The following is a 22,257-nucleotide window of genomic DNA, read 5'->3' on the forward strand; positions in this document are numbered from 1 at the left end:
AATGAAAGCAATTCGATAGGTGACTCCTTGCCAAGCAAAGAGTTGGAAACCCTACCAAATATTTATTTGGTAGGGCCCATGGGAGCAGGAAAAACAACAGTTGGTCGGCATCTAGCGGAACTGTTAAGCCGTGAGTTTTTAGACAGCGATCATGAAATAGAAAGAAAAACTGGGGCATCTATTCCTTGGATTTTTGAAAAAGAAGGCGAACAAGGTTTCCGTACAAGAGAAACAATCGTGATTGATGAGCTCACATCAAAAAAAAATTTAGTGGTTGCAACAGGTGGTGGTGCTGTCACTCAAGCTATGAATCGAGAATATCTCAAACATAGAGGTATTGTGATTTATTTATATACCCCTGTAGAAATCCAATTATTACGTACACATCGAGATAAAAATCGTCCTTTATTACAAGTCGAGAATCCTGAGCAAAAGTTAAAGGATCTACTTAAAGCACGAGATCCACTTTATAGAGATGTTGCACATTATATTATTGAAACCAATCAGGGTGCTGCGCGAGATTTAGCGCTGAGAATATTGCAACTGATCGTTTCAAAAGAAATTATTTAGTCAGTAAATTATCATTCATTGTTATTTGGCAGAATCATGCAAACTTTACATGTTGAACTGGGTGAACGTCGTTATCCAATCTTTATTGGTAGTCATTTGAATCCTCAAGAATTACTTGAACCTTATATTCAGGGACATCAAGTGATGATTGTTACAAATACCACAGTTCAGCCTTTGTATTTGTCGCACTATGTTGAGGCGATTCAACAATTGGGTAAGCAGGTTAAAACATGTATTTTACCTGATGGTGAGAAATATAAAGATATCCAGCACCTCAATTTGATTTTTGATGCTTTACTTCAAGCTGGTTTTAATCGTGATTGTACGGTTTTGGCTTTAGGTGGTGGAGTGATTGGTGACATGGCAGGTTTTGCTTCCGCCTGTTTCCAGCGAGGCGTGTATTTCATCCAAGTTCCGACCACATTATTGTCTCAAGTGGATTCGAGTGTTGGTGGGAAAACCGGAATTAATCACCCTTTAGGCAAGAATATGATTGGTGCATTTCAGCAACCTCAAGTGGTTTTGGCTGATATGGCACAACTTAAAACCTTGCCTGAACGTGAGCTTTCAGCAGGTTTGGCTGAGGTGATTAAATATGCGTTACTGGGTGATTTAGACTTTTTAGCATGGTTAGAAGAGTATATGGATGGGCTGATTGCCCAAAATCCAGAATTATTGGCTGAAGCTGTTTATCGTTCTTGTGCGCATAAAGCAAGAATTGTGGCCAATGATGAGAAAGAGCAAGGTGAACGTGCTTTATTGAATTTAGGCCATACTTTTGGTCATGCCATTGAATCGTATCTCGGTTATGGGGTGTGGTTGCATGGGGAAGCAATTGCAACGGGTATGGTGATGGCTGCTGATTTGTCTCAGCGTATGGGATGGATTTCATCCGATGATCTGGAACGTACAAAAAAAATCATACAACGTGCCCAATTACCTGTAGCATGTCCTAAAATTCCGCTCGATGAATTTTTGGCATATATGTCACATGATAAAAAAGTATTAAATGGTCAACTTCGTTTAATATTGATAAAACAACTCGGCCAAGCCATCATTACTAAAGATTTTGATGTTGAGTTGATGAAACAAGCGATTCTCGCGAATCAGATATAGAAAAGGTTAGTTCCAAATGGCAGCAATTCGTACAAATTGGCAAAATATTCGACAATATATTTGGTTGGTTGGTGGATTAATCTGTCTTTTGGTGGCACTGATTTTTTGGGCAGTGACCGACACCAAAGATCTGGTCACTGTAGTCAATCCGATTGAAGAGTCCCAAGTTCAAATTCAACCTGAAAAAGTTGCCGCAACATCGCATTTAGGCGCTTTGATGGATGAAGTACGTCCACTTGAAATGACCACACGTATTGTGACTGCGGGTAGCCATGATGCAGAATTTCGTGGTACAAAATTTTTTCAAGAAAATAAGAAAGCTTGGACCATAGAGCTATTTAAGACCTCAGATGAAGATGTCATCTTGGGCTTTTTACAGAAACAAGCGGATCGTAAAAATTTTATTTACTTCCGTTTAAGTGGTGAAGATCAAGCTGAGCAATATGTTTTAGCCTATGGTTTATTTAAAAGTGATGATCAGGCCAAGAGCCAGTTACAACAATTAAATCTAAAATTGCCTGCATCTATTCATCCTCAAGCGATCCAGTTTGAAAAATATAGTGCTTTAATTAATGATCTGGGCTCAGATGAAATGGCAAGTGCAAATAAACTCTATCAAGTAAAATTAAAATCTGCACCTTTACCTGTAGTTGATGAAACGCTATTGGCTCAAGCAAAATCGGCCTTGTCTTCTTTAACAGGTTCAGCTCCTGCAAATCAGACCACCAAAACCACAATTACCCGTCGTGATGCATCTGGCAATGTGGTAGATGTACAAAAGTCACAATCTCGTGCACAGCCTTCAAGCAACAATAAAGAAACCGGTGCTACTGCTGATAAAAAGCCAGCTGAGCATGAAGTCAGTGATCCATTTAATTAAAATTAGCTCTAAAATGAAGCAGAATTAATTATTTAATTTTATATTTGCACAAAAATGGTGCTATAAATGCCTTTATAAGACGCTTAGAATTTTAAAGAATATCTTTATTTCACTATCTTTTAGTGATTTGGTGAACAAAAATAAAATTTGGCATATTTTTTGCTTTATTGTTGCGCTAATTGAGTTGATTGTCCCTGTTTTGGAGCGAAATGATTCAGTTGGTGTGCGATTTAAGTCTGATTGAGTGCTTTATTTCAGTGCGGAAGTTGTAAAACAATCTTGCAATTAAAGTAAAAACAGACTGGTATTCGATTCTGACTCAGTGGTTTACTTGAGCTAAGAAAATACTTAAAAATCGTAATTGAGTGTTCGAATGTTTTTCGCCCTTTCATGGGCCTATGTAGAAAGAAGGGTACGCTATGCACATGCCATCGCCTAACACTGTAGCTCCCGCTCAAGGTTTATACCAACCGGATGAGTTTAAAGATAACTGTGGTTTCGGCTTGATTGCCCATATGCAGGGTGATGCGAGTCATGATTTAGTCAAGACCGCGATTCATAGTCTAAGCTGTATGACGCACCGTGGTGGTATTGCCGCAGATGGTAAGACCGGTGATGGTTGTGGCTTGCTCTTGGCTATGCCTAAAGCATTCTTCCGTGAAGAAGCAAAAAAGATCAGTGACATTACACTGAGTGAAATTTTTGCGGTCGGGACGATATTTTTAAATTTAGATCCAGCACTTGCGGCCCATGCAAAGCAAATTCTAACCCATGAAATTGAAGAAGAAGGCTGTCGTGTGATTGGTTGGCGTGTTGTTCCAACCAATAATGATGCCTTGGGTTCAATCGCAATGCAGTCTTTACCTGCATTTGAACAAATTTTTGTCAATTGCCCAATGGGTGTGACTGAGGTTGAATTTAACCGTAAGTTACTTATGGCACGTCGTCGTGCAGAACAACAATTAATAGCTGATCCCTATTTTTATGTGACTACACTGTGTTCTACAGTGATCACCTATAAAGGCTTAATGATGCCTGCATATATTGCAGAATTCTATACAGACCTTGCTGATGAACGTTTGGACTCACACATTGTTGTATTCCATCAACGTTTCTCGACCAATACTTTACCCCGTTGGCCATTGGCACAGCCGTTCCGTTATTTGGCACATAATGGTGAGATTAACACCATTACTGCAAACCGTAACTGGGCAGTGGCACGTACACCAAAATTTGAAAATCCATTATTGCCAGGTATTACTGAACTGAGTCCAATTGTAAACCGTACAGGCTCAGACTCATCAAGTATGGACAATATGCTTGAGTTGCTAGTTGGTGGCGGGATGGATTTATTCCGTGCATTACGCATGCTTGTTCCACCAGCGTGGCAAAACGTTGAAACATTAGATGCTGATTTACGTGCGTTTTATGAATTCAACTCTAAGCATATGGAAGCTTGGGACGGTCCTGCGGGTCTGGTGATCCAAGATGGTCGTCATGCAATTTGTATGTTAGACCGTAATGGCTTACGTCCGGCACGTTGGGTGATCACTAAAAATGGTTATATCACTCTGGCATCAGAAATTGGTGTGTGGGGTTACGAACCTGAAGATGTGATCTCTAAAGGCCGTGTAGGTCCTGGTCAAATTCTGGTGATTGATACATTGACTGGAAAATTGCTCGATACTAAAGATGTGAGCAATCATCTGAAAAAAATGCGTCCTTACCGTGAATGGTTACGTGAAAACTCAGTTCGCTTACAAGGTAGTCCAGAGCTTGAAGAATATTTATGTGATCAAGGCTTAAAAGGTGATGACCTTAAAGCGGCTCAAAAAATGTTTATGGTGACATTTGAAGAGCGTGATCAACTGCTTCGTCCAATCGCTGAAAGTGGACAGGAAGCTGTCGGTTCAATGGGTGATGATACACCAATGGCGGTATTGTCTCGTCAAGTACGTCATGTGACAGATTATTTCCGTCAACAATTTGCGCAAGTGACCAATCCACCGATTGACCCATTACGTGAATCAATCGTTATGTCATTGGAAACCTGCTTTGGTCGTGAGCAAAATGTATTTGAACAAGGTCCAGAGCATGCAGATCGTTTAATTGTATCGAGCCCTGTACTGTCAAACTCTAAAATGCATCAGATTCGTACCCTTGGTCGTAAAGGTTACGAAATTGCAGATATTGATTTGAATTATCCTGTAGCTGAAGGTCTTGAAGCCGCGATTTCACGTATTTGTGAAGAAGCTGCACAGGCGATTCGTGATGGTAAAACCTTATTGGTCATTTCAGATCGTAAAATCCGTGAAGGCTTTTTACCTGCAAATGCAGCAATGGTGACGGGTGCAATTCATCACTTCTTGATTAATGCTGGTTTACGTACCGATGCAAACATCATTGTTGAAACTGCACTTGCACGTGATGCACACCAGTTTGCCGTGATCTTAGGTTTTGGTGCAACTGCGATTTACCCTTATTTGGCTTATGATGTGATCAATGATTTGATTGCAAAAGGCGAATTATTGGGTGATCCAATTCACGCACAAGCGAACTTCCGCAAAGGTATTGATAAAGGTTTACTCAAAGTCCTCTCAAAAATGGGGATTTCAACAGTCGCATCTTATCGTGGTGGGCAGTTATTTGAAGCAGTCGGCTTATCTGAAGAAGTTGTTAGTAAGTGCTTTACAGGTGTGCCAAGCCGTATTAAAGGTGCAACATTCATTGACCTTGAAAATGACTTAAAAAAACTAGCAGATATTGCTTGGAAAGCACGTAAGCCAATTGAACAAGGTGGTTTGCTCAAGTTTGTCTTTGATAAGGAATACCACGCATTTAACCCTGATGTGATCAATGCGTTGCATAAATCAGTGCGTTCAGGCAATTATGCTGACTTTAAAGAATACGCAGAGTTGGTGAACACCCGTCCAATTGCGACGATTCGTGACTTATTAAAACTCAAAACTGATCATTCTATTCCATTAGAAGTAGTTGAATCAGTTGAAGAAATTCTGCCGCGTTTTGACTCTGCTGGTATGTCTTTAGGTGCATTGTCACCAGAGGCACATGAAGCTATTGCGATCGCAATGAATACGATCGGTGGTCGTTCGAACTCGGGTGAGGGCGGTGAAGATCCTGCACGTTATGGTACTATTCGTAACTCTAAAATTAAGCAAATTGCTTCAGGTCGTTTTGGTGTAACACCTGCATATTTAACATCTGCTGAAGTGTTACAGATCAAAGTAGCGCAAGGTGCAAAACCAGGTGAAGGCGGTCAGTTACCGGGCGGTAAAGTGAATGGCTTAATTGCGCGTTTACGTTACTCGGTTCCAGGGGTGACTTTGATTTCACCACCACCACACCATGATATTTATTCTATTGAAGATTTATCACAGCTCATCTTTGACTTAAAGCAAGTCAATCCACAAGCCATGGTGTCTGTGAAACTAGTATCAGAGCCTGGGGTGGGAACAATTGCAGCGGGTGTAGCAAAAGCCTATGCAGATTTCATTACCATTTCTGGATATGACGGCGGTACAGCGGCTTCACCTTTATCCTCTATTCATCATGCGGGTTCGCCATGGGAATTGGGTCTTTCAGAAGCGCATCAAGCACTTCGTGTCAATGACCTGCGTGGTAAAGTACGTGTACAAACTGATGGTGGTTTGAAAACAGGCTTAGATGTGGTTAAAGCTGCGATTTTAGGTGCGGAGAGCTTTGGTTTTGGTTCTACACCAATGATCGCGCTTGGGTGTAAATACTTGCGTATTTGTCACTTAAATAACTGTGCAACAGGTGTGGCAACTCAGCAAGATCATTTACGTCAAGAGCATTATATTGGCGAGCCAGAAATGCTGATTAATTTCTTCCACTTTATTGCGGAAGAAACACGTGAATGGTTGGCTGCTTTAGGTGTTGCATCATTGAAAGATTTGATTGGTCGTACTGATCTACTTGAGATGTTGCCCGGTGAAACGGATAAACATGCACATTTAGATTTAAGTGCATTGTTAGAATCACATCCATCTGCGGAAGGCAAAGCGCAATATTGCCAAGTACAAGGCAATGAACCATTTGATAAAGGTATTCTTGCTGAGAAAATGGTGGCAGAAATGTTACCTGCGATTGAAGCAAGTACCGGTGGTGAGTTCCATTTTACTGTGGGTAACTGTGACCGTTCAATTGGTGCTCGTCTTTCAGGTGAAATTGCCAAACGTTATGGCAACCTCAGTATGGAAGCACATCCTGTTAAAGTGAATTTAAAAGGAACTGCGGGTCAGTCATTGGGTGTTTGGAATGCGGGTGGTTTGCATATCAGCCTTGAAGGTGATGCAAACGACTATGTGGGTAAAGGTATGGCAGGTGGTCGAGTATCGATCTTCCCACCAAAAGGTTCACCATTCCAAACTCAAGAAACGGCAATTATCGGCAATACCTGTTTGTACGGTGCGACAGGTGGTAAATTATTTGCTGCGGGTACAGCGGGCGAGCGTTTTGCTGTGCGTAACTCTGGCGCATTTGCGGTCATTGAAGGTGCTGGCGACCATTGCTGTGAATATATGACAGGCGGTATCGTGACTGTACTGGGTAAAGTTGGACACAACTTTGGTGCAGGTATGACGGGTGGTTTTGCTTATGTACTTGACTTAGATAACGACTTTGTTGATTACTACAACCACGAATTGATTGAATTAAACCGTATTTCTACAGAAGCGATGGAAGAACATCAAGAATTCTTACTTCGTATCTTAGATGAACACATTGCTGAAACAGGTAGTGCTTGGGCGTACAAGATTCGCAACGAGTTTGATTTCTATAGCCGTAAATTCTGGCTGGTGAAACCAAAAGCGGCTAATTTACAAACGCTTTTGAAAACAACTCAAGCAGATCCACAATAATTCCACTACTCAAATTTTAGGTAGGTGTGGATAACTTCGCAGATATACACAAGCGAATGAAGTTATCCACGCTCACCCACGGAGAGAGACATGGCTGAACGCCTGAATAATGACTTTCAATTTCTGGATGTAGCACGCCAAGATCCAGAGAAAAAAGATATTAATGTCCGCAAAGCAGAGTTTGTGGAAATATATAAACCTTTTACAGCGGAAGTTGCAGCAAACCAAACCCACCGTTGTTTAGGCTGTGGTAACCCATATTGTGAATGGAAATGTCCCGTACATAACTATATTCCAAACTGGTTAAAATTGATTGCAGAAGGACGTATTTTCCAAGCGGCTGAGCTTTGCCATCAAACCAATACCTTGCCTGAAGTGTGTGGTCGGGTATGTCCACAAGACCGTTTATGTGAGGGTGCTTGTACCCTGAATGATGGTTTTGGTGCTGTGACCATTGGTAATGCAGAAAAATATATCAACGATACCGCCTTTGCTTTGGGCTGGCGTCCAGATATGTCATCGGTAAAATGGACCAACAAAAAAGTTGCCATTATTGGTGCAGGTCCTGCAGGTTTAGGTTGTGCAGATATTTTAGTCCGTAATGGAGTAAAACCTGTTGTATTTGACAAGCGTCCTGAAATTGGTGGATTGCTTACATTTGGTATTCCAGAATTTAAAATGGAAAAAGATGTGATGAAACGCCGCCGTGAAATTTTCACAGGCATGGGTGTTGAATTCCGCTTAAATACTGAAATTGGTACAGATATCACTATCGATCAATTGCTTGCAGACTATGATGCTGTATTTATGGGTATGGGAACCTATACCTATATGAAAGGCGGCTTTGCAGGTGAAGATTTTGATGGTGTCTATGATGCACTAGATTTCTTGATTGCAAATGTTAACCGTACACAAGGCTGGGAAAAAGATCCATCTGAATACATCAGCGTTCAGGGCAAAAAAGTCATCGTTTTAGGCGGTGGTGATACTGCAATGGACTGTAACCGTACTTCAATCCGTCAGGGTGCAGAGTCAGTAACTTGTGCTTACCGTCGTGATGAAGAAAATATGCCAGGTTCACGTCGTGAAGTGAAAAATGCGCGTGAGGAAGGGGTGGACTTCCAGTTCAACCGTCAGCCAATCGAAATCGTTGGTGAAAACGGTAAAGTGACGGGTGTAAAAGTTGTGACTACCCAGCTGGGTGACCCTGATAGCCGTGGTCGCCGTAGTCCTGAACCGATTCCAGGCTCTGAAGAAGTTTTACCCGCAGATGCGGTATTGCTGGCTTTTGGTTTCCGTACTAGCCCAGCAGAATGGTTTGCAGGTGCAAATATTGGGTTAGATGGTTCTGGCCGAGTCATTGCTGCTGAAAAACAACAATTTAAATTCCAAACCTCTAACCCAAAAATCTTTGCGGGCGGAGATATGGTACGTGGTTCTGATTTGGTGGTGACTGCAATCTGGGAAGGTCGTGAAGCTGCTGAAGGAATTTTGGATTATCTTGATGTTTAATTTTAGACATTAAATAACATCTATTTAAGAGCCCGCAGTCATGCGGGCTTTTTAATGTAAAAAAAATCAAAAAATTAATCTGAGTCAATCGTTTGCAGATAATGACTTAACTTCAAGCTATGTTGTTTTGCTCGAGTTCTGATTTCAGCGTGTGTATGTCCTAAAACAGTTGAAATATCATATAAGAACACGGGTTTTAAATATTCCATTCCGGTATAAAGTGCTGATTTTTGAATTGGAGATAAAAAGTCCTCCAATAATGAATGCTGTTGTTCTGTACTAAAATTCTGCTCAGGTTGGCCAATGGTCATACTCAGCAAAAGCTTTTTATTTTTAAGCTTGTCTCCTTTGGAACCATAGGCGAATTGATAGGTAAATACCTGATCAAACCAAATTTTTAAAATGGCAGGTATACTGAACCAGTACATAGGACATTGTAAAATGATCAGCTCATGTCTTAATAGTGCACTTTGTTCTGCAGCAATATCGACTTGATAATCTGGATATAAATCATGGATATGGCGAATTTCTAAATCAGTTTGAGTTCTTGATAATTCATCGACAATGGTTTTATTTGCGACAGATTCAGTAAAACTGGGATGCGCTAAAATCAGTAATGCCATCTTGGTTTTTCCAACTATAAAAATTATAGTGAATATAAATATTATAGTTTTTATGTACAATAACTATCCATTTTGATAGCTGGCAGAAAAATGAATACTGAGCAAAACACCTGTGAAGTGACTTTTCACGATAAGACCTATCATTGCCCGATTAGTATGGTGATGGATTTAATCGGTGGGAAATGGAAAACCGTGATTCTTTATTATCTAAAGGAGGAGTCAAAACGTTTTAATCAACTTAAACGTGATATGCCAGATATCACTGAAATGACCTTAAGTTTGCAACTCAAGCAATTGGAAAAGAATGGTTTTATTTCCAGAACCGTATTTGGTGACAAGCCTCCAGTCAAAGTGGTGTATGAATTAACTGCATTTGGTCAAACATTTATTCCTGTATTAGACGCTTTATCTGCTTGGGCACATGGCTTTTCAGCGCAAAGCTAATTCAAAGTGATGGCGTTGAAAGAAGCAGTTTTAAGGCTTAAATCGGCTATGGAAAAGCGACGAAAAGTGCAATTTAGCAATAAAATTTGCCAATTACACTAAAGCAATAGTTTGTTTTTTTAATACAAAAAAGTTACTAGACGAATCATATTTGTTTGGGTTCTATAAAACACATGCTTTTTTGTTGAATGTTTATATGACGTTGCAAGCATAAATATTGATACATTGAGTTCTAATTTTGAATGGATCCTATGTGATTGTTTTAAAAATTAAAACACAACTAAACCTGATCGAAAAATGTCATTTGAGTCAATAAAAGCATGCTTATAAATCTCAATTTTAGGCTTTGTGTAAACGATAAAGCACTTTTTTGTGAAGATAAGAAATATATTTATTTTTAATAAATATAATTATATCAATAATTTATATTTTTAATTTTTTTAGGTTTTCAATTGAGCCATGTGTTTTTTTGAAAATGATATTTTAGGTCAACTGTGTGGATGATTCTGCAATATACAAATATTGAGATTGTGCCAATATAGCTTAAATTCAGACAAATGTAGGATTATCCTTATGTCAACAGTTCAAGCGACGGCAGAAAAATCATATTTAAATCGTCCTAAAGCTATTGGTATCAAAGTCCGTAAACCAAGCTTTAACCCAAAAGCAATTCGCAGACATTTTTTTGCCAATTCTCCTGTGATGTCACATTTATTGACTGCGCTTTCTTCAACATTTCCGATTGGTGAGCAGTTCTTTGTACATAGTGTGCGTAATGTACGTGACAAAATCACGGATGAAAAATTGCAAGCGCAAATTGCAGCATTTATTGGTCAAGAGGCCATGCACTCCAAAGCCCATACTGAATTCAATGATGCATGGCGCCGTGATGATTATAACTTAGACAGTTTTCAAGCATGGTTAGCACGTCGAGATGCACTGATTAAAAGTGTACATCCAAAATTACAACTTGCAGTTACCGCAGCTTTTGAGCATTTTACTGCATTATTGGGTGGCTATATTCTTCGTCATCCTGAAGTTTTAAGCACTCTGGATGATGATGCGGTTAAACTTTGGGTATGGCATGCAATCGAAGAAATTGAGCATCGTGCAGTGGCATTTGATGTATATCAGGCGATTTATAAAGATGATCGTACGCGTCGTACAGTGATGCGTAATGTGACTACGGGTTTTGCAAGTTTAACGTTTTATTCGGCTACCCGTTTGTTTATGCAAGATTGGAGAAAAAGTTTACCTAAAGTGCCGCAAAATATCTTTGGGGTATATATGATTTCTAAAATGTTGATTTCATTGATTCCTGAATATTTATCTTATTACAAATCAGACTTTCATCCGGATGAAATTGATTATTCGAAGATTGTGGCGTACTGGAAAGAAAAGCTGGCAGATGATTATGGAATGGAAAGTTTCCAAGAAGAAGTTCATCTGCCGTTATATAGTTAAGACAATGCTTTAGATCAAAGCGTCAATTTATAAGATTGGCTCTTTTAGTTTTCTAGCTGACGTTGATGAATACTTTCTAAAGTATCGACCATAGTGCGGGTCATTTGGTCAATTTCATAATTGAGTTTGCCACCAATTTGGACATGTTTAAATGTCGTCAAACGTAAGGTTTCTGGGATTAAATCCACTGAAATTTCATTGGTTTTCCGATCCACGCGATTGACCGTCAAGCTGCAACCTTGCAGTCCAATAAAGCCTTTTTTAAAGAAGTATTTGATATTGTCATCTGGAATAACGATATCAATGTGTAGTGTTTCACCGGTATGAACCACATTTTTAATGGTTGCCATACCTTCGATATGCCCAAAAATATTATGCCCACCGTTTTCCATACCAGCTTTGATAGATCTTTCGATATTGACTTCATCACCAATTTTTAAAAATTGTAATGTGGTGAGAGACGTGGTTAGTGCGGAAACATCAAATGAGGCTGTATTTGCAACAGCATCAAAACTTGTTGCGGTTAGGCATGTACCATCGATCGCAACACTGGCACCAATAAAAACATCATTTAAAAAGCCATTTTCATTGGAAATATAAAGGGTTGTAAAATTATCACCTTGTTGGATGTTTACAACTTTTTCTAAGCCTTGAACGATACCTGTATACATCGCTGATCTCTTTTATTTAGCTGATTTTTATTGTACAGATTTCATTGAAGAGGACTAGGGCTGAATTTTAGATTTATGTTGTATAGAAGAGCCTAACATCATACTTAGATGACTTTTTAAAAGAGAATGAATATAGCAGTAAGAATTGCACAGGCTTATTTTATAGAGAAAATTTTATATAGTTTGATGATAATGTATTTCAGACGATCTAAACTTGGTTGTGGCTTAAATCGGACTAAGTCAATATGCATTTACACTCAGTCCAATTTAATTTAGCCAACCAACCAATCAACAATTAGTCAGAAAATGAATCAAATCTTATCTTTAAACTGTTTTATGATCTTTTGACGTTGCCATGGTAAAGGACGATTAATTGCTTCAGGTACATCACCAGAGGTTGAACGCAGACGTAAATGAATTGCTGCCTGAGCAATCAAGTTTGCTGATACTGGGGCTGTAATAAAGGCAAGCAGTGTGATCAATAACTCTGCAAAACCTAAACGACTGTTAAATGCTGCGTAAATCATTCCCGCGATTAAAAAGCTGCCTAAACCCAAGGTACTGGATTTTGTTGGTGCATGTAGACGCATAAATAAGTCTGGTAATTTGACCATACCTATGCCACCCACCAAAGTAAAAAACGCACCAACAATCAAGAAGAATGAAACGATGATTTCCATGACTATTTGCATATTATTTTCCATGTACTTTCTCCTTAATCAACCACATGACCCGTTGTAAAATAACGAGCCAGTGCAGCAGTTGAAACAAAGCCCAGCATTGCAACCAATAATGCGCCTTCAAACATTGAGGTACTTGCCCAATAAATGCCAAGAATGACAACTAAGCAGGTTGCATTTAAAAACAATGTATCCAGTGCCAATAATCGATCTACGATAGAAGGGCCCATCACCAAACGAACCAAACATAACAACATGGAGATGGTCACTGCGAGCAGGCAAATACCAAGTGCATAAGGTAAAATACTCATGAACGTGCTCCTCGTTGCAGGTCAAAGATTTCGATTAAAGGAACTTCATAGCGGGCTTTAATCGCTTGAATTTCTGCGTCTACATCATCACAACTTAGTGCATGAACCAAAATATCACCACGTTCTTGATCAATCCCAGCACTGACTGTACCTGGTGTGGTGGTAATGATCATCGCCAATAACGTATTGACATGTTCATGGTCGGTTTCCAAAGGAACTCGAAACCATTTCGGGGTGAGATTTTTGGTTGGGCCTAAGACTTGTTTAGCAACTTTAATATTACTGACGACGATGTCCCATAGCACCACAAAAAATAATTGAATGGCGCTTTTCCAATGAATATTGGGCGTATGAATGATAAAGGGTTGAATCAGTTTAGGAATGATTAATCCCAAACTGATTGCCACAACAAAATCAAAGCTTTCAGCACTATGGTTCAACATCAGCCAACTCATTGCCACAATCACCGACACAAAAGGATGCGGTAAAATACGAGCGAATAATGATTTATTTTGCATTTATTGCTCCATTGGCTTGAGTTGAGCATTTTCAACATGTTGTTGCTGTTCTTGCCCCTGAATTTGGCGTTGCTTAAATTCAGAGATATGTTCACCTTTTAGGGTTTCTGGGCTAATGATATAGGGAATATAGTGTGCATTTGGATCAACCATTTCACCATTATATTTTGTTTCAGGTACATAGTGCGGATCGAAAGGTTGTACACTGATGGTTTCACCATGCCCATCCAATTTTAAAATACGCTGTTGATAAAGTGATGCATCAGAAACTTGCAGCGCAGTTTTTTCAACATAATTTAAAATTGGAGCAGCACAAACGACATAGACAATCAGTCCTGCCAATAGCAGGTAAACGCTTTTGTCATTGCGTGCAGGAGCTTGCTCGGGTAAGTCTTGATAGGCTGTATAAGCCTCTTCTTTCGGGTTGTCCTCAGGTGTCGTCGCTCGCCAAAACAGGATAAATCCGACCCGTGTAAATGCCAGAATACTTAAAAAACTTACAATCAAGATAATCGCAATAATCCAGCCTTGTGCAGCCAAGTTTGCAGTTGCCTGTAAGATTAAGACTTTGCCTAAAAAACCACTAAATGGCGGCAAACCTGCCATCATCAAAGCGATAAGAAAGAACGTCATGGCAATGACTTTGTCTTGCTTCATCTTTGGTGCGACTTTGAGATGATCTTTCATTGCACCACGCTGTGAAGTAATCCAACCACAGAGCAAATAGAACGAAGCGGCAATGATGGTACTGTGAACAAGGTAATACAACCCAGCAGCCCATGCCGGTGTGTTAAACATGGCAATGGCAACTAAAATCGTTCCGACTGAGGATAACACCATAAAGCCAACAAAGCGGCGTAAGCGTTCAGCTGCGAGTGCACCGATCACACCATATAATGATGTGATTAAACCAATTGGCAATAAGTAGTTGCTAAAGATCGTTTGTCCAAGCTGATCATTAAAGACAGTACCATTGACCCGTAAAATTGCATACACACCCACTTTGGTCATGATAGTGAAAATAGCAGCAACAGGTGTCGCGGCAACAGCATAGGTTTTTGGCAACCAGAAACCCACAGGTAACATGGCTGCTTTGATGCCAAATACAACAAATAGAAGCAAACCACCTGCTATAGCAAGACGATGTTGATCATGTTCCAAGGTCGGTAATAAACGACCGACATCGGCCATATTCAAACTGCCCACACTGCCATAAATCATACCTAAACCGATGAGGAATAGAGCAGAAGCCAGTAAGTTGATGGTGACGTAGTGAATACCTAATTGGAAACGGGCTTTGCCTTGACCATGTAACAGCAAGACATAAGATGCCATCAGTAATATTTCAAAGAATACAAACAGGTTAAATAAGTCACCTGTTAAGAATGCACCAGTCAGACCCATTAAAAGAAGATGGAACATGGCATGAAAATAACGCCCACGTTCATCCCATTCTTTGCTGGCAAACCACAATACAGGCGCGGCAAGTGTGTAGGTGAGAACCAGCATTAATGCGGATAAACGATCCAGTACCAAGACAATCCCAAATGGTGCAGACCATTCAGCAAGTTGATAAACAAAGATTTTCCCGGTATTGGCTTGAATCAGGTAAGCAGTCGCAGTGGCGAGTCCAAGCATAACCGAGATTAAGCTAATACCACGGCGCCAAGGTTGTCGCCAATCATGTTTTAAAGCGCCTGAACCAGGATTGCCTAATAAAATCAGCATAAAGCCTGTAAATGCAGGAATTAAAATACTCAGGATTGGAGAATGAGCATACCAAAAATCTAAAAAGCTGGTCATTATGGCTCATCCTCACGTGGGTCAAAATTACTCGGTTCCTCTTTGGTGTCTACATGGTCTGTCCCAGACTCATAACGACTGCGTAATGCCAATTGAACGATAAAAGCAGTCGTTGCAAAGCCAATGACAATTGCGGTTAGCACTAAAGCTTGAGGCAAAGGGTCAGTGACTTTGCTGGCTTGGGTTAAAATCGCAGGTGAACTGATTTGTATTCTTCCCATCGAAAACAGGAAGATATTGACTGCATAGCCAATCATGGCTAATCCAAGAACGACTGGAAAGGTACGTGCACGAAGAATCAGATAAATTCCTGAGGCAACCAATAATCCAATCGCAGATGCAATTAAAAATTCTAAACTGATCATGCATTACTCCTTGGGTACTGGACCAGACATGCTTGAATGTCTAGAGTCGCCTAAAACAGAAATGAGTAACATTGCTGCACCAACAACCGTGACGTATACGCCAAGGTCAAATCCTGCAGCAGAGGCCAGATGAAATTTGCCAAACAATCCTGATTCCACATAAACATGTGCACTGGTGAGAAATGGACGTGCCCAGAACCATGAAGCAAGACCTGAAAGCCCAGCAATGATCAGCCCTAAACCAATCCAAATTTCATATAAACGACCAGATTGAGCACGCAGCATTTTTTCAGCCTGATCTTGTCCAATCGCGATATATTGAATCACCAATGCCATAGAAGTAATTAAGCCTGCAATAAAGCCACCACCTGGATAATTATGTCCTCGTAGGAAAATATACAGACTTACCACAAGTGCGATCGGCAGTACCCATGAAGCCGTCATACGGAACATCAGCGGCGATGGATTGAAACGATAGCTCAGACCTTGAGTGATCGTGGTGCCATGTGCACGCATCCCATCCATCATGCACAGCGCACCAATGGCTGCAATGCCCAATACGGCAATTTCACCAAAAGTATCGAAACCACGGAAATCAACCAGAATGACATTGACGATGTTTGAGCCACCGCCTAACGGAATTGACTGCTGAACAAAGAACCATGAAATCGAATTATGATCACGTGTCATGATCAACCAGGTAATCCAACCAATACCAATACCGCCACCAATTGCAATGACTGCATCACGCCAACGACGGGTTTGGCTGGACTCATAAGGGGTTAATTGAGGAAGCAGTGATAAACTCATCAACAATAGAACTGTTGTGACAACATCCACAGTAATTTGTGTCAGTGCTAAGTCTGGCGCAGAGAGCGTGATGAAAATCATTGTCACGACCAAACCAATTGCACCACTAATCAGAACTGCTTTGATACGTTCATGGTGGAACCACAGCATCATCCAGCAGGCGGAGAACAATAACAGCCATAACACGATTGCAGTAAAGGGTGCATGTGTGAGTTCCCGTGTTCCTGTGGTTAAATTTTGGTTGATCAATGGTGTGGCAACCACGGCAATACTTAAGGCCAAAATCCACAATAAATAATTTTGTAATGAGCCAGTTTCAGTTTTTTTCTTAATTTTGCGTGAAATCAGCAGGAGATTTTTAAGGAAATCTTCAAATAATAATTTGCCTTGGAAACGACCTAAGTGTGGATCAAGATCAATTTCACGAATTCGCCCGCCTTTGGCCAATGCGAAATAAAAAATCACACCACCAATTAAGGCAATTGCACTCATCAGTAACGGTAAATTAAAACCATGCCAGATGGCTAAATGAACCCCTTCAAAACTGGCAATTTGTGTTGATGCGCGTGTTCCGGCATTGACAATGTTTTCAACCAACAGTGCAGGAATGATCCCCACTAAAATACATAAAGTTGCCAATATGATTGCTGGAATTCGCATACCGATTGGCGGCTCATGGGCATTTTTATTGGGAACATCACGCCCCACATCACCATCAAAAAATACACCATGTACCAGACGAACTGAGTAAGCGACCGCAAATAAACCTGCCAATGTCGCAACAATTGCTGCCAACACAACATAGCCACCAGATAAGTTTGCCAATAGCTCAGTAAAAAACATTTCTTTTGAGATAAAGCCATTGGTCAAAGGTACACCCGCCATACTTGCAGCGGTAATCATGGTTAATGTTGCTGTAAATGGAAGAAGTTGCCAAAGCCCACTTAACTTTCTTAAATCCCGTGTACCAGATTCATGGTCAATAATCCCAGCGAGCATAAATAATGCCGCTTTAAAGGTTGCATGATTGATAATATGGAAAACTGCAGCAGCCACGGCTAAAGGTGAGCCTATACCCAAAAGGCACATGATCAAGCCTAAATGACTGATGGTTGAATAAGCCAGTAAGCCTTTTAAATCTTCTTTAAAGATGGCAAAAAATGCTGCCATACATAAGGTCAGCAGACCAATTGTGGTGACAAGATTATGGAACAGTGCCGAGCCAACAAAGATTGGCAGTAAGCGTGCAACCAGAAAAATCCCTGCTTTTACCATGGTTGCTGAATGCAGATAGGCTGAGACAGGGGTTGGTGCTGCCATGGCATTGGGTAGCCAGAAATGGAAGGGGAATTGCGCACTTTTGGTAAACGCACCCAATAAAATCAACAATAAAGCGGGAACAAATAAACCACTATTTTGAATTGTACTCGCCATCATGGTGAGTTGGTCAATTTGATAGGTTCCTGCGATTTGACCAATCAGAATAAAGCCACCCAGCATGGCTAAGCCACCCATACCAGTGATGGTCAGCGCCATCCGTGCACCACGTTGCGCGGCGTCGTAGTTACTCCAATAGCCTACTAACAAGAATGATGAAATACTGGTTAGTTCCCAAAAAACCAATAAAATAATTAAGTTATTCGACAAAGAAATGCCCAACATTGCGGCCATAAACAGCATCAACAATGCATAGAGCTTACTCAGAGAATTTTTCGGGTTTAGATAATAATAGGCATAGATATAAATCAGTGTGCCGATCCCCGTGATCAGCAATGAAAAAATTAAACTTAAAGCATCTAATCGGAAACTAAAATCAATACCAATTTGAGGTAGCCATTGCCACTGCTCTAAAACGGCTTGTCCACTTAATACTGTTTTCGCTTGAGTCAGCAGCAGGATAAAACTGCTTAAACTGACCCCGATTGCCCCTAAGGCTGTTACCCCGCGAGAGAATTGCTTCAGCCACAGAACAACGATAGTGCCAAGTATTAATGGTAAAAGAATAATAATCGGAAGCACACGCGTATCCATTGTCGTGAATAGGTCGTGAAACCTATGTGAATCTTATCTTTCAAGGATTTGAGGAATGCAAGGAACAGTCCAATAACTTAAATCTTGAAAGCCGAATTAAATTAGTAATTAAAAAATGAGTTGTGTTGCGCAACTTGAGAAAGCGATTAGAAAATCAATTTGCATTGAAAAATCTAATTTAAATTGATTTTTTCATCTTATTACATGAGTAGAATAACATCAATTTATTTTGTCGTTTTTTACGCAAACATTTGTAATTATACGCTTCATGTAACTTTTTGCTGCTTGAAAATCATGCGGTAACCATCAATCTAGTGTGTTTGGAATTTTATAGAACAATGAATATGAACGTGAATATATTCATGATTTGAGAATGGAGTATAAAAGACAGTGTCATACGATTGATGATCATTCACTGTCTGCTATTGACGGGTGTAGGCTGAGGTATTTCTATAATAAGAACTTATGTGACGTTTGGTCATCACCAGACTGCATTAAACGTTTTAATTCGGTCTTTTGTTCTTCACTCAGGTGTTTAAACTGCTCAAAAAGCTGTTGAACATTTACTGGTAGATTGGGTTCGGGTTCAAGCAAATCCTGTTCAGCGCTTTTGGGAACTTCTTTGAGCAAGTTTGCATAAATATCTTGGTATTCTTGCCATACTTTATTGTTCTGAATTTCATAAAGCTTTTTATTGTCCAGTTTAAAACATTGATATTCGTCAGCTTGCTCAAGCAGCTCTTCATGACTGGCTGTAGCAATGATCTGTAAACGAGGAAAGGCTTGATTTAAACGATCGAGAATTAACTGAAGGCCAAATTGGTCTAAATCAACATCAATTTGATCAATCAGTAAGATGCCTTCACCTTCTTCACAAGGATAAAGACTTAAAGGATTGAGTATGCACATACGACGCACTAAATCACCGACTAAGGCCAGCCAATTTTTAACCGTATTCGACAGTTGTGAGTAAGTTAGGCTTTGATTTTTATAAGTGACCATCAGTTGTAATTTGGGCTGATACTCTAAATAGAGATCTGTGACTTCAGGAAGGACAATACTCAAGCTTTGCTTTAAGGCTTTTAAGCTGGGTGCATGTAACTGAGCACGGGCTTGAAATAAAATACTTTGAAAATCCTCATCACTTTGATTTGAAGATTCTTTTTGCGCTAAAACACTTTGAAAAAGTTGCGCGATTTGTGCATTTTCGATATCACTGATTTCGCGAAACCATTCGAAAAATCGTGCAAAGGTGGTATATGGAATCGGTACTAACTCATAGGCATTGTGCGCTTGTAAAATAATGGGATTATTTTTATTGAGAATATTCACTTCATTTACAAATCGTTCAGCAGGGTAGTAGGCAATTAAAGGTAAGCCTTGAACAGGATCTTTTTTGAGCACTAGATTATAACGTTCTACCAATTGTTCGAGTTGTACTAAGTCAACTTTACTCAGACCAACACCAGAACTATTTAAGGTTTTATATAATTGCCAATGACAAGTTTGCGGATCTTGTTCTGCTGTTGCAGTGCTTTCTGCGAGTTGACCAAACTCTATTGGGAATTTGATTTTAACATCTATTTTAGATTGCACTCGATCTAACATAATGTCTTGGTCGAGCATCACCACACCAGGTGTGCGCAAATCTTTTAGACGTGCAGGAAACCAAGTCAAAGCTTGGTAAATATTTTTAATAATTGCCGTTTTTCCACTGGCTTGTTCGCCAACAATTAAACTGATTGGTTTGTTTTTATAATTAAAGTCGATTTTTAAATCAGCAAAATGGTATGTATGGCGAAAATGAATTGCTGCTAGTTTCATAGGATACCTGAAAATTTACGGACAGCATAAAAGCTGTTGATATTTTCACCTTGCGATTTTTTCGCTAATACAGATGAACTGCTCAAAACCCTTATGCTGTTGCTTTATTTTTAAATGGCGCTTTTACTTTCAATTGTTGCACGAGATCATAGATGTGATGAATATTTAAGCTGACCTTTGCCCGTGTACAGGCGACATATAACAGTCTTAATTCTTCATCGCTGATTTTATGTTCTAAACCGTTTATTTTAAATTGGTAATCATCTTCGATATGGACACGATTCCATTCTAGCCCTTTGGCCTTATGTGCAGTTGAAATCACATAATCAGCTTGCTCTATTGGGGTTATTTTAGCAAGTGCTTTTTTGAGCGGTTCCGTACCGTGATCGTCAACCAATTTGACTAAGGGTTTGATATCACTACCGTCATTGGTTTCACAGTATTCATGTACATCATGCCAAGAGTTAAACCAAGCCAGTTCAGGCACATCCACAACACGTTTACCTTGTTTAAGCAAACTTGCCGCATCAACAAAACGATTGAGTTTTGCATGATCGGCTTGTAGTCCAACCTTATCGCCTTGTACGAGACCAGAAAGAAGCAACTCCATCGCACGTGCATTGGTGCGACATAAAATCGCATCACGCATTTTAGTATGTGGTTTATTGACCACACTCGATTTCATTTCAGGATTGCCCAATAAAGGCACAGTTTCATCCAATGCACCGAGCAAATGATTGGCCACATCTGCAATCGCATCACCAAAACGGAATGAAGTGGTTAAACGAGATTCAGGGAGTGGCATTTGTTGCATGGCATTGACCGCACCACGCCATGCATAAATTTGTTGATGTGCATCACCCACATAAATCACTTGGGTATTACGCTGACGCAATAAAATACCAAGCATTAATGGATCAGCATCTTGTGCTTCATCAAAGAGCACATAATCTGCTGGAATAAATGGATCTGATAATGCCCAGAGTTTTAAATAAATATCATGCCCTATGCCTGCTTGATGATTGGTATCAATCGATTCTAACCAACGTCTTTCTACAGCAGGGTAAAGGTGTTTTTGTAAAGACTCGATATCATCTGCATGCAGCCAACTTGGTGCTTGGATATGACGTGGTGCTGGGTATTGTGAGCTGGTCGAGCAGAAATAACTTACAGCATTGGCAACTAAACTTGCCAAACGGCTGGGCATTAGCACATATTTTTCATAACGCCCGCCCATTAAACGTCGAAGCGTGATGGGTTCGAGACGATATTCTTTGGCAATAAAACTGGGACTTAAACGCGGCAGACGTAATTTATCGGTTACTCCACGTGAGACACTACGAAACGCCAAAGAGTGGAAGGTGCGACAATCTACATTTTGATGAAATTTATTCTGTGCTTCTGTGGCAATTGCCTTATTAAAGGCCAAATACATCCCACGGCGCTCCGTCATCGCATCACTGATTAACTGCAAAGTCGTGGTTTTACCTGTGCCAGCATAGGCAATCACTTTAAATGATTGTCCTTTTTTCGCTTCTGCGATTGCAAAGCTTTGCTCAGATGTGGGTGTAAAAGAATAAGGCACAGTATTTATAAAATCTTATTAGCTTGAAAATTCAATATGGGAAAGAGTATAGCAAAAATTGCTCAGCACTAGGGTGAAATCTAACAAGATGTTATTTAAACGACTGTGCTAAGAATCTGTGGAGCGTATCCTGATCATTTTTATCATAA

17 protein-coding genes are annotated in these 22,257 nt (G+C 40.0%); 7 read left to right on the forward strand and 10 right to left on the reverse strand.

Going from position 1 to position 22,257, the window contains the following annotated elements; translation table 11 throughout:
* Positions 1 to 27 precede the first annotated feature (27 nt).
* The 5 genes from aroK to PYV58_RS01505 all read left to right on the forward strand — a co-directional run bounded on the left by aroK (position 28) and on the right by PYV58_RS01505 (position 8,979).
* Positions 28 to 570: a shikimate kinase AroK gene (gene aroK / locus PYV58_RS01485; protein ID WP_004725433.1), complete on the forward strand. Its 543-nt coding sequence runs from the start codon at positions 28 to 30 to the stop codon at positions 568 to 570.
* Positions 571 to 606: 36 nt separating this feature from the next.
* A complete protein-coding gene (gene aroB, locus PYV58_RS01490) occupies positions 607 to 1,686 on the forward strand; it encodes a 3-dehydroquinate synthase (RefSeq protein ID WP_034615047.1) in 1,080 nt (359 codons plus the stop codon).
* Between the two features lie 16 nt (positions 1,687 to 1,702).
* Positions 1,703 to 2,566, forward strand: a complete 864-nt coding sequence (locus PYV58_RS01495; RefSeq protein ID WP_004816673.1) for a hypothetical protein — start codon at positions 1,703 to 1,705, stop codon at positions 2,564 to 2,566.
* A gap of 425 nt (positions 2,567 to 2,991) precedes the next feature.
* Positions 2,992 to 7,467 carry a glutamate synthase large subunit gene (gene gltB, locus PYV58_RS01500; RefSeq protein WP_171077786.1) on the forward strand — a complete coding sequence of 1,492 codons (4,476 nt, stop codon included), beginning with the start codon at positions 2,992 to 2,994 and terminating at the stop codon, positions 7,465 to 7,467.
* A 90-nt stretch (positions 7,468 to 7,557) separates the two neighbouring features.
* On the forward strand, positions 7,558 to 8,979 hold the full coding sequence (locus tag PYV58_RS01505; RefSeq protein ID WP_004725441.1) for an FAD-dependent oxidoreductase: 1,422 nt from the start codon (positions 7,558 to 7,560) through the stop codon (positions 8,977 to 8,979).
* A 74-nt stretch (positions 8,980 to 9,053) separates the two neighbouring features.
* Here the strand turns inward: PYV58_RS01505 and PYV58_RS01510 are convergent, their stop codons facing one another.
* Positions 9,054 to 9,602 carry an NAD(P)H-dependent oxidoreductase gene (locus PYV58_RS01510; protein ID WP_034615042.1) on the reverse strand — a complete coding sequence of 183 codons (549 nt, stop codon included), beginning with the start codon at positions 9,600 to 9,602 and terminating at the stop codon, positions 9,054 to 9,056.
* Between the two features lie 90 nt (positions 9,603 to 9,692).
* Here PYV58_RS01510 and PYV58_RS01515 point away from each other — a divergent pair, with 90 nt between their 5' ends.
* Positions 9,693 to 10,046 carry a helix-turn-helix domain-containing protein gene (locus tag PYV58_RS01515; RefSeq protein WP_034615039.1) on the forward strand — a complete coding sequence of 118 codons (354 nt, stop codon included), beginning with the start codon at positions 9,693 to 9,695 and terminating at the stop codon, positions 10,044 to 10,046.
* A gap of 573 nt (positions 10,047 to 10,619) precedes the next feature.
* A complete protein-coding gene (locus PYV58_RS01520; protein WP_004725446.1) occupies positions 10,620 to 11,510 on the forward strand; it encodes a metal-dependent hydrolase in 891 nt (296 codons plus the stop codon).
* A gap of 44 nt (positions 11,511 to 11,554) precedes the next feature.
* Here PYV58_RS01520 and PYV58_RS01525 read toward each other — a convergent pair whose 3' ends face one another.
* From PYV58_RS01525 to PYV58_RS01565, 9 genes are all read right to left on the reverse strand, one after another.
* Positions 11,555 to 12,181, reverse strand: a complete 627-nt coding sequence (locus PYV58_RS01525) for a riboflavin synthase (protein ID WP_034615035.1) — start codon at positions 12,179 to 12,181, stop codon at positions 11,555 to 11,557.
* Between the two features lie 311 nt (positions 12,182 to 12,492).
* Positions 12,493 to 12,873 (reverse strand): Na+/H+ antiporter subunit G, encoded by a 381-nt coding sequence (locus PYV58_RS01530; RefSeq protein WP_034615073.1) that lies wholly within the window; start codon positions 12,871 to 12,873, stop codon positions 12,493 to 12,495.
* A gap of 23 nt (positions 12,874 to 12,896) precedes the next feature.
* Positions 12,897 to 13,172: a monovalent cation/H+ antiporter subunit F gene (locus tag PYV58_RS01535; protein ID WP_004816687.1), complete on the reverse strand. Its 276-nt coding sequence runs from the start codon at positions 13,170 to 13,172 to the stop codon at positions 12,897 to 12,899.
* Complete coding sequence (locus tag PYV58_RS01540) at positions 13,169 to 13,690, reverse strand: Na+/H+ antiporter subunit E (RefSeq protein WP_034615032.1); 522 nt, start codon at positions 13,688 to 13,690, stop codon at positions 13,169 to 13,171. Before PYV58_RS01540 ends, PYV58_RS01535 begins: the two co-directional genes overlap by 4 nt.
* A complete protein-coding gene (locus PYV58_RS01545) occupies positions 13,691 to 15,493 on the reverse strand; it encodes a monovalent cation/H+ antiporter subunit D (protein ID WP_034615029.1) in 1,803 nt (600 codons plus the stop codon).
* Positions 15,493 to 15,858, reverse strand: coding sequence for a Na+/H+ antiporter subunit C (locus PYV58_RS01550; protein ID WP_004725457.1), 366 nt, complete (start codon positions 15,856 to 15,858; stop codon positions 15,493 to 15,495). Before PYV58_RS01550 ends, PYV58_RS01545 begins: the two co-directional genes overlap by 1 nt.
* 3 nt (positions 15,859 to 15,861) lie before the next feature.
* Positions 15,862 to 18,699: a monovalent cation/H+ antiporter subunit A gene (locus tag PYV58_RS01555; protein WP_034615026.1), complete on the reverse strand. Its 2,838-nt coding sequence runs from the start codon at positions 18,697 to 18,699 to the stop codon at positions 15,862 to 15,864.
* A gap of 450 nt (positions 18,700 to 19,149) precedes the next feature.
* Positions 19,150 to 20,523, reverse strand: coding sequence for an AAA family ATPase (locus PYV58_RS01560; protein ID WP_034615023.1), 1,374 nt, complete (start codon positions 20,521 to 20,523; stop codon positions 19,150 to 19,152).
* 91 nt (positions 20,524 to 20,614) lie between these two features.
* Positions 20,615 to 22,108: a UvrD-helicase domain-containing protein gene (locus PYV58_RS01565; protein ID WP_004725463.1), complete on the reverse strand. Its 1,494-nt coding sequence runs from the start codon at positions 22,106 to 22,108 to the stop codon at positions 20,615 to 20,617.
* Positions 22,109 to 22,257: the final 149 nt, after the last annotated feature.

Origin of the sequence: Acinetobacter sp. TAC-1, assembly GCF_029025845.1 — a bacterium.
GTDB lineage: Bacteria > Pseudomonadota > Gammaproteobacteria > Pseudomonadales > Moraxellaceae > Acinetobacter > Acinetobacter guillouiae.